At 52.4% G+C, this 14,350-nt stretch carries 6 protein-coding genes; 3 read left to right on the top strand and 3 right to left on the bottom strand.

What is annotated here, in order from left to right:
- Positions 1 to 491 precede the first annotated feature (491 nt).
- Entirely contained in the window at positions 492 to 4,937 is a 4,446-nt protein-coding gene (locus MKX64_RS05625) for an endo-1,4-beta-xylanase (RefSeq protein ID WP_341035500.1), read from the top strand.
- A gap of 259 nt (positions 4,938 to 5,196) precedes the next feature.
- On the top strand, positions 5,197 to 6,468 hold the full coding sequence (locus MKX64_RS05620) for a copper amine oxidase N-terminal domain-containing protein (protein ID WP_341035499.1): 1,272 nt from the start codon (positions 5,197 to 5,199) through the stop codon (positions 6,466 to 6,468).
- Positions 6,469 to 6,618: 150 nt separating this feature from the next.
- Here MKX64_RS05620 and MKX64_RS05615 read toward each other — a convergent pair whose 3' ends face one another.
- Positions 6,619 to 9,609 carry a glycoside hydrolase family 48 protein gene (locus MKX64_RS05615; protein WP_341036258.1) on the bottom strand — a complete coding sequence of 997 codons (2,991 nt, stop codon included), beginning with the start codon at positions 9,607 to 9,609 and terminating at the stop codon, positions 6,619 to 6,621.
- A 63-nt stretch (positions 9,610 to 9,672) separates the two neighbouring features.
- Complete coding sequence (locus MKX64_RS05610) at positions 9,673 to 12,411, bottom strand: glycoside hydrolase family 9 protein (RefSeq protein ID WP_445670831.1); 2,739 nt, start codon at positions 12,409 to 12,411, stop codon at positions 9,673 to 9,675.
- Between the two features lie 404 nt (positions 12,412 to 12,815).
- Here MKX64_RS05610 and MKX64_RS05605 point away from each other — a divergent pair, with 404 nt between their 5' ends.
- Complete coding sequence (locus MKX64_RS05605) at positions 12,816 to 13,061, top strand: hypothetical protein (RefSeq protein ID WP_095397710.1); 246 nt, start codon at positions 12,816 to 12,818, stop codon at positions 13,059 to 13,061.
- 146 nt (positions 13,062 to 13,207) lie between these two features.
- On the opposite strand, the gene MKX64_RS05600 is transcribed toward MKX64_RS05605, so the two are convergent.
- A complete protein-coding gene (locus tag MKX64_RS05600) occupies positions 13,208 to 14,230 on the bottom strand; it encodes an alpha/beta fold hydrolase (protein WP_095397709.1) in 1,023 nt (340 codons plus the stop codon).
- Between the last annotated feature and the right edge of the window lie 120 nt (positions 14,231 to 14,350).

Genomic DNA, 14,350 nt, shown 5'->3' with positions numbered 1-14,350 from the left:
AGTTTCAACAACGAATTTAGGGAGTGGGAATCTTTATCCAAAACACATTCCTTTAGACACGTACATGTTTGTGGTCACTGTCTACTCAACACACGTAGAGAGTGTGGCGTTGTTGGTAAGGGAATAAAGCAAAGCACTAAAAAAGAGTAAACGTCTGCAAGGTTGTACGCAAAGAACAGTAACACGTTCGAAGAAATGAAAGACGCTGGGAAAGAATGAACCCAGCGTCTTTTTTGCAGTCTGCTTCTTATTCGATAAGGATTTCCGAATTGATTTATCTGCCGCGGCCTGATCAGGGGGACGGAGAGCATGTCCGCCCGCGTATCAGACTTGGAATAGTTCTGTAAAAAACTAGGCTTCACCTTTAGTTTGGAGTAAGATTTCTCTTTCATGAAGTGGTATTATCTGGGGGGAAAGGAGGCTGGTTACAGTAAATTATGTAAGCGCTTTTACATGACTTCTAAAAAATTAGTGTGGGGTGAATGCTTCGAATGAGGAAATCATTTAAGCGGGTCGTTTCGGGGGTGCTCGCAGCGGCTCTGCTTCTTCCGGTCGGTTGGATTGCTCCGGCAATCAACGCTGTAGATCCAGTGGGATCTAACTCACAAATCGTATATCAAGAAACATTCCAGAATGGCCAGGGCAAGGCAACGCAATCAGGCGGTGCCCAGCTGGACGCAGTAACAGGCAAGCCATTTGGCGGCAATGATGATGGAGCTGCTTTAAGAGTTAGTAACCGGTCCAATAACTGGGACGGCGTGGACTTTGCCTTCGATGACCTTGGTTTGGAGTTGGACAAAGAATACAATGTAACCGCTTCCGTTTATGTTGACGAAGATCCTGACGCCCCTGCAGCAGGGAAAGCTGTCCTTGAAATTGTAACTAACAAGGGAATCGCTGGCTCGGAGGCATACCGAGGGATCGGCTCTTCAGACTTTAAAGCAGGAGAAGGTATTTTACTGTCTGCAGATCTCACCGTTACCAGTGTCGTCAATACAGCTCTGCGAATCAAGTCTGATGATGCTGGGAAGGAGGTCGACTTCTATATCGGGGATATCACGATCACCCAAGTAGAAACACCTGTCGAGCCCACTGTAGTCCTTAACCAAAGCTTTGAAGACGGAAATACCGGAGGCTGGAGCAAGCTGTCTTGGGGTTCGAACGGGGATACTGCGGTCGTTGACGATGTAGCCTCCGAGGGTACGAAATCTCTGAAGTTCTTTAACCGTGCGGATGAGAAGGCAGTTCCAGCTCTCGTGCTTACGGACAAGATGAAATCCGACCGGAAGTATGATATTTCGCTCAAGGTGAGACTCGGTTCGGGTGAAGGCGAGTTCCATCTGGCTTCCAAGGTGGACTCTGAAATATTAGCCGATGACCAGAAGTACCCTTGGCTTATAGGCAACAGGCTTGTAACCGCTTCCGACTGGACGCTGTTTGAAACCAAGGGCTATGAAGTTCCTTCTAGAACGAATGAGTTCATCATTTATGTTGAACCGTCGGGCAATGTGTTAACCTCAGATATTTACATTGATGAAGTCATCATCACCGATGTGACACCTGGACAAACGGAACCGGAGATTGTTGATCAAACGGGCATATCTGCAGACTTTGAGAATGGTCTGGATGGATTCAAAGCACGGAACGGCCGTGAAACGGTAGTCCTTTCCCAAGACGATAATCATACACCTGGCGGCACACAAAGCTTGCTTGTGACAACTACGGCACAATATGATGGAGCTTTGGTTGATGCAGCTGGAAAAATGGCAAAGAATCACGAATATGAGCTGTCCGCTTGGGTGAAAATGGCACCTGGCCAAGCGCCTACCACGCTTCGTATCAGTGTTCAATATGCGGATAGCGGCTTTGCAAACGTGTCACAAAATGCAACTGTTACAGATCAAGAATGGGTACACCTGACAGGTAAGTATACACTCACGACAACTCCAAGCGTACTCAACGCTTACATTGAAACGGCAAACAACGACGGCGGAAACCGGACCTTCTTCTTGGATGACTTTGTCCTGAAATATTTGGGCCCTGTAGCTTCCGGGCCTCCGATTCAAGAAAATTTGCCTAACCTCAAGGATGTTTACAAGGATGATTTCCTGATCGGCAACATTGTTAATCCGTCTTCCTTTGACGAGACAAGGCTCAAGCTTCTGAAGAAGCACTACAATGTCGTTACGTTTGAGAATGACATGAAGCCGGATTATGCCTATGGCACAGACAGACAATTTGATTTCACGGCAGAAGATGCCCTTGTCCAGAAAGTGCAAGATGCAGGCTTTGATTTGCACGGTCACGTGCTTGTATGGCATGCGCAGTCACCTACCTGGCTTCATACTGCAGCGAACGGTCAACCATTGAGCCGTGATGAAGCACTGGCCAATCTGAGAACGCATGTGAAAACGGTCGTTGAGCACTTTGGTGACCAAGTCATTTCCTGGGACGTTGTTAACGAAGCCATGAACGATAACCCGCCTAATCCGGAGGACTGGAAAAATGCCTTGCGTAATTCAGGCTGGTTGCAAGCCATCGGCCCTGAATTTATTGAAGAGGCATTCCTTGCGGCCAAAGAAGTCATCGACGATAACGGCTGGGATATCAAGCTATACTACAATGACTACAACGATGACAACCAGAATAAATCTACAGCCATCTACAGCATGGTGAAGGAGATCAATGAGAAGTACGCCGCAAAACATCCTGGCGAGAAACTGATTGACGGCATCGGCATGCAGGCCCACTACAATCTGGGCACGAGATTGGACAATGTCAGGATGTCGCTCGAACGTTTCATTTCCTTGGGTGTGGAAGTCAGCGTGACCGAATTGGATATCATGGCAGGCACCAACTCTGTCATCACTGAAAAAGAAGCGAAGCAGCAGGCCTACTTGTATGCCCAGTTGATGGATCTCTACAAGAAGAACAGCGAGCATATTCCGCGTGTTACCTTCTGGGGGTTAAGTGATGGCACCAGCTGGAGAGCCGAGCAGAATCCAACCTTGTTCGATAAGGATTTTCAAGCCAAAGAAGCATTCTACGGGGTCGCTGATCCTGAAAAGTACCTGAGGGAAAATCCGCCCGAAGAGCTTGAATACAAGAAATCAAGCGCGCACTATGGGACACCGTCCATTGATGGTGCTGTAGACAGCATATGGAGCAAAGCTCCTGAATTGAAACTGGATACGAAGCAAATGGCGTGGTCAGGTGCCACAGGAACAGCAAGAGCACTGTGGGATGACGACAATCTGTATGTGCTCGTTCAAGTCAGAGACGATCAACTGAACAAAACCAACCCGAATCCGTGGGAGCAAGACTCCGTTGAAGTATTCGTCGATGAAAATAACGGAAAAACGGCGAGCTTCCAAGACGATGATGGGCAATACAGAGTGAACTTCGAGAACGAGGCTTCCTTTAATCCGGAGCATATCGCCGCAGGATTTGAATCCAAAGTCTCCGTGGCCGGTACCAACTACACGGTAGAGATGAAAATTCCGTTCAAAAAGGTGAAGCCTGCGAACAATGTCATCATCGGTTTTGATGCACAGATTAATGATGCCAAAGACGGCAACAGAATCAGTGTGAACGCATGGAACGATCCATCCGGTCAAGGCTACCAGGATACTTCCGTATTCGGTGAATTGACGCTGACTGGCAAACCTTCTTCCGGCGGCAACAACGGCGGAGGCAACAACAATGGAGGTAACCATGGCGGCGGCAGTGGCGGATCGGGCTCAGGGACTACGCCTCAGCCTCAACCACAGCTTCCAGGAAACGACTCCGTGATTGTGCCGGATATTAAAGTCGAAGAGGGGACAGCCACAGCAACCATTTCGAGCGAGAGCCTGAATAAGGCTATTGCACAAGCTTCCCCGGATGCCAATGGCAGGAAACAGATAGCCATCGAAGTGCCGAAGCAAACAAATGTACAATCCTATGTTGTGCAGTTCCCGGCCTCAAGCCTGCAGAGCAGCGATAAGGTGGAGTTTATGCTTAAGACAGAACATGCAGCACTTCACATTCCGTCCAACATGCTGTCTAATATCACGGAACTAGCAGACCAAGTCTCTATTCAGATTAACAAAGTCCCGGCAGATCGCTTGAGTGCAGATGTTCGCGCTAAAGTGGGCAGCCGTCCGGTGATCGATCTAAGCGTAAAAGCCGGAGAGCGTGTTCTGGCCTGGAACAACCCTGCGGCGCCTGTAACGGTATCGGTTCCATACGACCCGGCTGCACAGGAGCTTGTCAATACAGATCAAATCGTGGTTCTTAATATTGACAATCAAGGACAGGCAACAGCGATACCAAACGGACGATATGATGCCAAGTCCGGCTCGGTTGTGTTCATAACAACGCAATTCAGCACCTATGCTGTTGCCTATGTAACCAAGTCTTTTGCCGATGTGCAACATGTGCAGTGGGCAAAACAAGCAGTCGAAGCGATGGCTGCACGCGATATTATTAAAGGAATCACGGAAGACAGCTTCGCTCCTGCGGCTTCCATCACGAGAGCAGACTTTATCGTCTTGCTTGTCAGAGCACTTGAATTGAAAGGATCGGGCACGAGCACGGCAGCCTTCAGCGATGTACAGCCAACCGCTCACTATGCACAGGCCGTGGCTATTGCCAAAGAGCTCGGTATCGCATCCGGATTCGAAGATAACACATTCAAACCTGATAGCAGCATTTCCCGCCAAGATATGATGGTTCTGACGGCGAAAGCCCTGAAGGCAGCTGGTAAGCCTACTGCCAGCAACGGAAATCTAGTTCCTTATTCCGATGCTGCAAGCATCTCCACTTACGCCAAGGAGAGTGTAGCCTCCCTTGTAGGAAGCGGAATTGTCAACGGCAAGAATGGCAAGATTGCACCAGCAGAACCATTGACCCGTGCTGAAGCAGCGATGGTTCTCTACCGGATCTGGAAAATGTAAATGTAACGTTCAATGAAGTCGGCTCCCCTGCATTCACCAAGTATGGACTGAGTGACAGGGGGAAACGCGAATAGAAAGGCAGCGACTTTAGTCCGGGTTTAAGCATGGCTATGCAGCTATTGTTTCGTGATTTCGGCTTAGGCTACACCTGACCTTGGAGGGATAAACAGGCTTTGGGAAGTCGCGACTTTGGGGCGATTACGCAGCGATCACTTCTGTGCTAACATCGAGTGGATATGTATGGAAAAGGAGTGAACTCATGCATCTTTCATTATCCCGGAGCGCCCGAGCCAGATGGTGGATCACAGCCGGCTTGTTGATGCTCGGAATGATCCTGCTTAGCTTTGTGAATGTGAAGACGTCCCATGCTGCCCTAAAGCCGATCGATGTGTTCGTCAATGACGAGCAAGTTGCATTCAGCATCGACCCGGACATCAAAGGGGGAACAACCATTGTCCAGATGCGCCCGTTCTTTGAAGCGCTGGGCATGGAAGTGACTTGGAGCCAGAAAGATCAAACGGTATCTGCGGTCAAAGAAGGAGTCACCATCCTTCTGCCACTGAACAGCACAACCGCGAAGGTGAACGGGCAGTCGGTGAAACTGGACCGTCCGGCAACGACGGTCAAGGGACATACGCTGGTTCCGCTTCGATTCGTGAGCGAATCGACCGGCGCCTTGGTTCACTGGAACGGCGTGCATCGGGAAATTATCGTATATACCTATGAATATGTGACTTCCTTCGATTTGACGATGGAGGAGGTTGAGAAACTGTTAAAAGAAGCGCAAGCGAAAGTGAACGCCGAACATGCAGCCGCCAAGGAAGCTGAGAAAGCTAAACCGTCCATCGTACTCCCGCCTGTCGTTCAAGACAACGGAGGCCCGGTGCAACTAAATCAGCTGCGGGGCATGTATTTCGGAGGAGAGTATGACTATGCCGGCTATCGCTGCGGCGGTGTATGCTGGCTGTTCTACACGTTCCTGCCTGATCAAAAGGTGGTCGTTGGCGAGCCGAAGGGAGGCGGACCGGAAACGATTGACTGCAGTAAGGACACCTGCCGGTCATACTCGATCAAGGACGGCATGCTGCAAATCAGCGGTGAAGAGCCGCTGCCGATTGCCATTAACAAAGATGGGGAATTGGAAATTAACGACGTAGCTATGCGCAAAGTGGTGCCTTTGCCAGACGGCACAAAGCTCGGCGGAGAATTTATCTCCCAGGGCTATACGGGTCTGGTCGGTATTACGCCATACGCAACATCCTGGACGAATTACATGACCTTTTATCCGGACGGTTCGTTTACTAGTGATCAATCCTCGCTAGCTTCGCTTGATACCGGTAATGCACGCACCGACGCGTCATCCGTCCGCGATTCGGTCAAAGGGACGTATAAAATCCAGAAAAATACAATCATCCTGACTTACACTGACGGCAAGGTCGAACGCTTTGTATTTGCGGTGCCGCCACAGCGTACCGAGGATCGGTTCTACGTGCAGATCGGGAACCAAAGCTTTCACATCGAAATGGAGTAGCTTGAGCTGCCTTTATGTTCAGGGCAGGCACAATCATTCGGAGCAAGAACGCGAAAGTGTCCCAAAGACACTGACAACGGCAAGACCCGGCAGGGGTTATCTCTGCCGGGTCTTTTTCAGTTTGGAGCTCGAGTTATTTGCCAGTTCGCATTATGGTTCGAGCCCCCATACAAGTTGCCCGCCCACATAGAGCGGAACGCGCTCCCATTCGGTGTACGAGGTTTTGGTTGGGTCATAGGAGAAGTCGTTCGCTTGGTTGTAATTCGACCAGTCGTTCTTGTTGAAGCGAATCTGGATTTCGCCGCTGTCTGCGCCAGGCGCAAGCGTTCCCGCGCCGGGCGCGAAGGAAACCTCCAAATAATAGTCGGCGCCGGACGAAGCTTCATCCAGCTTGACGAAGGTGCCCCTCACGTTACCGCTGCCGATGACCGCATAGTCGCAGTGGAACTCCTGCGGCCTGTCCCCATCGACGGTAAAGTAGTAGCGCAGCTTGACATCGCTTAGATCAATGCTCTCATCGCCGGTGTTGGTAATCCGGAATTGGGCACGGATCTGATTGTCGGTGGAATTGGTGTTGTTCGTGCGATAGAGCAGCTTCAGGTCACCTTCCGCCGGTACGGGAGCGGCTGTTGGCGTCGCGCTGGCTTCGACCGAGTTCGGACTAGCGCCCGCTGCATTGGCAGCGCTAACCACATAATAGTACGTACGGTCGTTGACGACGTCCAGATCAACATAGCTCGTTTCAGAGACGGTTGCGATCTCCGTATAAGGACCGCCGCTCGTTTCGGCCCGTTTCACGGTGTAGCTGTCCGCGCCGCTCGTTCTGCTCCAGGACAACGACACTTGAGCGTCCCCGGCGTCTGCTTTCAAGTTCCGAGGTGCCTGTGGAGCCACAGGTTCAACAGGGCCGCTTCCGCCGCCATTGATCAAACGGTCGTATTCCGCATAAGCTGTAGCCATATCAACCTGAGACCAGAAGCGGTGATAGGTAAACTCTGGTGCGCCGTTTTCCCACTGCCCAGTTTGCGGATTCCAGGATGTAGTGTATTTGTCTTCCAGGTAGGACCAGGAAGGGTCGTTCTTGATGTCCGGACGGAGATCAGAGTAACTGATATACACGCCGTTGCCGCCTTTAGCCGGATCGGAAGGAACGGCGTTTGTCCCTGGGATTGTATTGCCTTGTCCGAACGTGCCGCTCCAGCCGGCCGGGAAGTAAATTTCCTTGGTGAAGTAGCGGTAGTAATCGCCGCGTGCCTCCGGTTTGACAATGCCGATACCGTCATTGTAATTCCAAGCGGTATCGAGCAGCGCCTTGGCTAACTGCTCTGCTTGCTGTCCAAGTGCGGTGTAGCTGCCGCTTTCCGCCTCTGTAGCAGCGGCAAAGAAGGTCAGCGCTTTAATGTAGCTGCCCAGTACACCAACGTCCTGGCCAGGATTTTTGGTCACGACGCGAAGCTCCGGATTGCCCGTGAAGCTGCCGAATCCGTTCCAGGTATCCGGTTGGCCCCGCCATTCCAGATCGCTCGGAATCCAGAAATCGCCTGGCGCCGGCGTGGTCGCGATTTGCGGATTCTGTCCGCCAAGCACCCGGTTGCCTTGCGGGTCCAGATAGTAGCCGTCGGCATCGGTAACCGGCTTGCTGTCCACAAATACATAATCCATCGACCAGTCGATCCAATTGGTAACGACCTGTTTGGCCATCTGGAAATTCTCGGACGACGTATCCCCGTTCGAAGCGAGAATGTAGTAGTATTCTGCGATCCGTTCCACCGGCCAAGCCTGCATGCCGAACCAGTTGTTGGACGGCGGATCATGGTATACCGGGGCATCGTCGTAAGCCATGCCGTAGAACGTGCTCGTTCCAGCCGGATACGCCTGATAAGAGCCGCCCCAGCTGTTGGTTGCACCGCCGGCGATTGCCCCTTCAGCCGATTGCAGCCAGGTGTAGAATTCCAGCTGGCGCTTCAGCGAAGTGGTCCAGTCCTGCCCGGCGGTCGGGGAGTCCGGAATCAGGCCGCTGTCCGGATCCGAGAGCGCATGGGCGGCCATAACGTTCTGGTAACCCTGATGCATGTGGCTGGCTCCGATCCGCCAAGCCCAGTTGCCCGTTTGTCCCAGGCCGCCGCCCCAGGACGTGTACCAGGCCATCAGGTAATGGCTGGCGTCTTTGCCCGTTCCGGCGGCCGGGCTCCCATCTGCCGCGCTGCCGATTTGCTGGAAGTACTTATCGTACATGCCGTAACGAAGATAATCGCCCATTTTTTTCGCTTTGTCAAAATAGACCTCATTGTCATAACCAAGCTGCTTCGCCCAATACATGGCCTGGATGGCCCGGGCGTCGGCGTCGGTCGCATTCGTGTAGCGCCATTGCGGCGCCGGAGCCTGGTTCTCTTTCGTGAACAGGCTCATGAAGCCTTCGCCGGCTTTGCCGAAGGACTTGTCATCCTGCGAAGGATGCGGAATCGCCTCCCAGACGGACTCCTGCTCACCACGCTGGAACGTGTTCACATAGGTAGCGATATGCCCGGGATTCAGCAGATTCCCGTAGCCGTACCAGTTGTCAACATCAAGCAGCCAATGCATCAGGTAGGTCTGGTTGTCTCCATAGGTTGCCTTTAGCTCGGCGTCCAGCGGGTCTCTGCCAGCCGCGTACTGGCCGGAAAGCTCGCTTGGATATTGATCCGGCTGCGGATATTCCGCCGCGTAGGTCGCTGGACTGTTCGGATTGTAGTAGCTCATCGTCGGCTGCTCTTCGTTGCCGTCGCCTTCGTTGACCGGGATAATGTATTTCTCCATATTGTCCCAGGCTGCTTCAAGCTGGCTCCAGTCTCCGGTGTAATACCCGTACAGTACTTCGAGCCACAGCCAATAGCTGTACGCCTCCGAGGTTGTCATATGCCCATAGTCAGGCGCTTCGCTAATCAAGGTTTCGATGGAGTGATAGGGAATGCCCTCCGGGGAGAAATAGCCGTTGCCCGGGTCTTTCAGCTGATTATACAGCTGAAGGAAACGTTCCGCCTCGGGAGAAGCGGACGCGGCCTGGGCTGTCCCGGAACCGAACAGCCCGGTCGTAATCAAAGTGAGAAATAACACCGCGCTCATCAGGACGGAAGCAGGTCTCTTGCATTTGGGCCAATGCATCATCCTTACATCATCCTTTCCATTAATAAATGGTTGTTTCCTTGAACTTCACCCCTGTAAAGCTCAGGGCTCAACTCCCCAAATCAATGTGCCGTTCCGGTACAACGTAACCTTATCCCAGTCGGCAAACGTTTGCTGCGTACCGTTGTAAGAATAATCATCCGTCTCGTTATAATTCGACCAATTGCTCTTATTGAAGCGGGCCTGAATTTCCCCGCTGTCCGCGCCGGGCGCCAGGCTGCCCGCACCGGGAGCGAAGGAAATTTCCAGGTAGTAGTCGCTGCCGGTCTGCGCACTGTCCAGCTTGACGAACCGGCCGTTTACGTTGCCGCTGCCGATCACGGCATAGTCGCAGTGGAACTGCTGGGGCACATCTCCGTCAATCGTGTAGTAATATCGCAGGGTAATCTCGCTGAGGGGAACCGTCTCTTCGCTGGTGTTTACAATGCGGAAATGCGGTCGGATCTGATTATCGGCGGAGCTTCCGTCACCGTTGCGGTACTGGACTTTCAAATCGCCTTCCACAGGCACCGGGGCAACGCGCGGTTTGGCGTTGACCTGGGTGGAGGGGAGGCTCTCGCCAGCTGCATTTCTGGCGGTAATGACATAGTAATAGGCCGTATCGTTGACAACTTCGGTATCGATATATGCCGGCTCCGTCGTCGTTCCGATCGTTTCGTAAGGGCCGCCGCTTACAAGCGATCTTCTGACCGCATAGTCATGAGCACCGCTTACGGCATTCCAGGTCAGCCGGACAAGCGAATCACCCGGAACAGCCGTTACGTTTCGCGGTGCGGCGGGAGCCACAGGCTCGCCCGGATTTCCGCCTCCTTGGGGCAGCTCGCCGAACACGTGCTGACCTGCGTCAAACACCGGGATATACGGGGTTTTGATCGGAGACGCTCCCTGAGGGGCCAGACCCTGGAACGAAAAGTCATTCGTGTTATCCCAGAAACTCGTGTTCAGCGGGGCGGTGATGCGGAACTGCACTTCTTTGCGGTAAGCGGATTGGCCGCCCGGATAGATGCGCGTTCCGGTAAAATCAACCGTCGTGTAGTATATGTGACGGGCCGTATCATGCGGCTGCAGCTGGGATACCGCTGCCCCCTGATTGTATCCTCCCGCCGTGACCGTGATGTCCTCCGGACCGTACCCGGCCTCTACCGCTTCGCTAAGATCGACGTAGTAGCGGAAGGACATCTCTTCGCTTGCGCGGGCCGGCCAGCCTGAGCGGTTGTTCAGCAGGCCGCGGATTTCCACAAAGTTGCTGCCGCTGGCGTTGACCGAGGCTTCAACGAACATTTCATCCTCGCGCTCCTCCGGAGCAGGGAAGGAAGGGAGCGGCTGCTGTCCCTGTCCGTGAAGGATCATCATTCTTGCCAGAGCGCCGGTGAAGCCAGCGTTATAATCGATCGCAACTTCGTTGGACACATAATCGCTAATGGAATCGGTATAGCTATCGGTTGCGGTCGGACCGCCGACCAATGCACCGTACAGAATATGGCGGTGGTCATCAGGAACATTCTGGCTGTCCGCCCAGGAACCGTGCGAGGTGCGGTGATGCGGGCGCTGCGGCGGGTTGTTGCCGAAGCCGACGACATAGCTGCTGTTGCGCGGATTGTCGCCCAGCATGTACAGAATTTGCCGTTCGGCGAATGAACGTGCGTTTAACTGCTTGGCGGGATCGTCGACCCAGTCGGAATACACGAATGCGAGAAACGCCTGGTTAGCCGCATAGCGGAGAACGCCCCACTGGTCAAGATGTGCGAGCCCTCCCGGCGTATAGGTGACGCGTTCGCCCGTTCCCTGAACGCCGGTCGTCCAGAATTCGATGTTCTTTTCCACCGAACGAATGAACTTCGGATCCTCGGTGATCCGGGCCAGCAGCAATTGGGCGCCGTAATGTTTGTCGTCCCAGGCATGGGTCCATTTGTAATCCCATTCGCCCTGCTGGTTGGTACCCCACAGCTCACTGGCAGCGATAGCCTTATCGAGATAAGCTTCGTCCTCAGTGGCCAAGTACAGCCACACACCGCCCCAGCTTAGCTCATCGGCGTATCCGCTCCAGGAGTTGTAGAACTGTCTGGCATCGGTAATGCTGTCGGAATACTTGCCGCGATACTGGTCGGCAAAGTCGTACAGCTCCTTGGCGTGCCGGAGCAGCTTGTCCGCATAAGCCGGGTCGCTGTCCCGGAAAATGATCGAGCTTGCAGCAAGCGCCGCCGCCGTTTCTCCGGCGAGATCGGAGCCGGGATTGTTGGCATCGATTTTATAGGCCGGACGCTCCATCGGCATCACTTCGGCCGGTCCCCACCAGTTGTGGTCTGCCGTCCCGTTGCCCACTTGGCCCCACAGCTCGTTAGGTGCAGTATGCGCTTTCATGAAATAGTCCGTCGCCCAGCGGATATTATCCAGAATTTCATCAAGCTGTCCTGCCTGTTCGTACCCTTCCCGGTATTCGTATACGGACCATGCTAGCATCGTGGCGGTCGCTGCCATCGGAAACCCAAATTTGACATGATCCCCGGCGTCGTACCATCCTCCCGTCAAATCATGGCCGACATCCGCACCGTCCTGCAGCCCGGAGTCACCGCGCCACTCTACCCGGTTGTTGTCTGGCAGCGGTCCGGAACGCTGGGCCTCGTAGAAATAAATCGACTTTTGCAGCGCCTCGGCATAATTGTAATCGGAGGCGGCCGCATTGGCGACAGGAGAATGGGTCATTGACCCTAACATAGTTGTAAGCGCTAACACAATGCTGAATAACAATATTCCGCTTTTTTTCGACCATTTGCTCCTCATCCATTTCCATTTGCGAATCACCGTTCTCTTCAGCTCCTTTCGGAATGCTTTTAATGAAACCCATGAAGTAGACTTTGAAAAAAAACAGCCGGTTCACCTCACTTTCAAGAGCAAAATGGAGGATGCGCTGACTGTACAAAAGGGAGGAAACGTTGCCCTCATCTATAACATACCAAAATATCCCATATAAATCTATTGTTTTACAGTAAAAGGATGTTATAAATATAATATTTTACAAAATAGACACAAATAACTATGATCTGCCGTTGGATTTGTACTTCCGAAAGATAGGGCATAGCATTTTATGAATTACTGCTCCCTGGAGTCAAATTGTGATAAATACAGCATTCTGAAATCGAATCAATGCCTAATCCGTAGGTTCTAGCAAGAAGGAGGGATGACACTTGAAAAAATACTTACTGTTTGCGGGGATGTTCAGCATTTCTTATATCGTACTCCAAATCGTATCAGGAATACTGCTGACCATGCTTTACACGCCCAGCGTATCGGTGAGCATGACCTCGACGCTAACGTCTCAGGTGGAGTTCGGCAGCACAAGCCTGATTCCCCATTTGGTCATATCCTTGCTCGCTTTGGCAATGGCTATGGGCATCACGAAGCGAATCTCAAGAAGGCAGCATACGCATTAAGAAAGGAAGGGCATTGTTCCCCTTCCTTAGCAACAGGTGGATCATATCGCATCAAGTGTGGCTCAGATCAAACGTTTAGATAGCTGTTTGCGTTATGGTGTACAATCATGGCTTGAGGATCACAGTCAGGCACCATCGGTTCGCGGTTATGCCTTCGCTGGAGTCATCGCCAACAATTGTTTTAGGTTGTCATCGATGAATTTGTTATCGGCGCCGTTGATCCCGCGCCCCGCAAAATGGCCCCAGTTGGACGGGATCGGATGGAGTACAGCATGCGGCATAAGTTTAGCCTCATATTCGTTGTCCTCCGCGGTGCAGAAGAGATCCGTGCTCCCTGGCATGATGCAGGCGAGTGCTTGAATGCTGCTGAGCGCCTTGTCGAAATCTCCGTTATAGGCGGGATTTGCGCTAATATCTGCGTTTTGCCCTGTCCATAGCATGGCCAGCACATTGTGCGGGTCCATCTGCATGAAGCTGTCTTCCCAGACGTTCTCTATAAAGTCTGCCAATGAATCAATCCCCAGCTCACGATATACTTCCTCTCGATAAAAGGCCTGCGATACCCCCCATCCCGCATAGACGCGGCCTACGGCGCGCATGTCTGCAGAAGTCAATTGGTCCAGCCTGCTTGAATCGAAGTGAACCGAAGCCATAAGCGCGGCTCTCATTCCGTCCAGGACGACATGCGTATGTGGCCAAGTCTTGGCCACACCCGCGAACGGTGCGATGCGTTCCACCATGTCCGGATAGCTTGCTCCCCACTGGAAGGCTTGAATGCCTCCCATGGACCATCCAACGACGAGCGCGAGCTGATGAATGCCGAATTTCTCCGTCACGAGCCGATGCTGGAACCGAACGTTATCATAGATGGTGATTTGTGGGAAATGAGCCCGGTCAAACGGCGGAGGCGTGTTGCTCGGAGACGAAGATAATCCGTTGCCGAGCAGGTTTGGAACGATAATGAAATACTTCGCCGGATCCAGGGCCATGCCCTCGCCAATCAACCATTCATTCTGAGTATGCTGGTCTCCGAAAGCCGTGGGGTAAACAATCACATTATCCTTCTTCTCGTTTAATTTCCCATAAGTCTTATAGGCAAGAAACGCGCCCGGTAACGTCCCGCCGGATTGCAGGGCAACGTCCCCCAAATCAAAAATTTCATAATCCATCGTATCGTCTGCTCCCTTCCATCCAATTGAATATTTATAAATGTGGTGCTTGTTGTTAGTATAGTTCCGTGATACTCTCAACAAAAGTGAATGGATTTTAATATAGTATTCAATATTATT

This window comes from Paenibacillus sp. FSL M8-0334 (genome assembly GCF_038000405.1).
Lineage (GTDB): Bacteria > Bacillota > Bacilli > Paenibacillales > Paenibacillaceae > Paenibacillus_AQ > Paenibacillus_AQ campinasensis.
Note: the sequence above shows the minus strand (reverse complement) of the source record. Positions and strands in the feature narration are given on the sequence as shown.

What these genes read in the sequence shown, in the direction of transcription:
- MKX64_RS05625 (WP_341035500.1), top strand. Translation starts at nt 492, where the DNA reads ATGAGGAAATCATTTAAGCGGGTCGTTTCGGGGGTGCTCGCAGCGGCT.
- MKX64_RS05615 (WP_341036258.1), bottom strand. Translation starts at nt 9,609, where the DNA reads ATGCATTGGCCCAAATGCAAGAGACCTGCTTCCGTCCTGATGAGCGCG.
- MKX64_RS05610 (WP_445670831.1), bottom strand. Translation starts at nt 12,411, where the DNA reads ATGAGGAGCAAATGGTCGAAAAAAAGCGGAATATTGTTATTCAGCATT.
- MKX64_RS05620 (WP_341035499.1), top strand. Translation starts at nt 5,197, where the DNA reads ATGCATCTTTCATTATCCCGGAGCGCCCGAGCCAGATGGTGGATCACA.
- MKX64_RS05600 (WP_095397709.1), bottom strand. Translation starts at nt 14,230, where the DNA reads ATGGATTATGAAATTTTTGATTTGGGGGACGTTGCCCTGCAATCCGGC.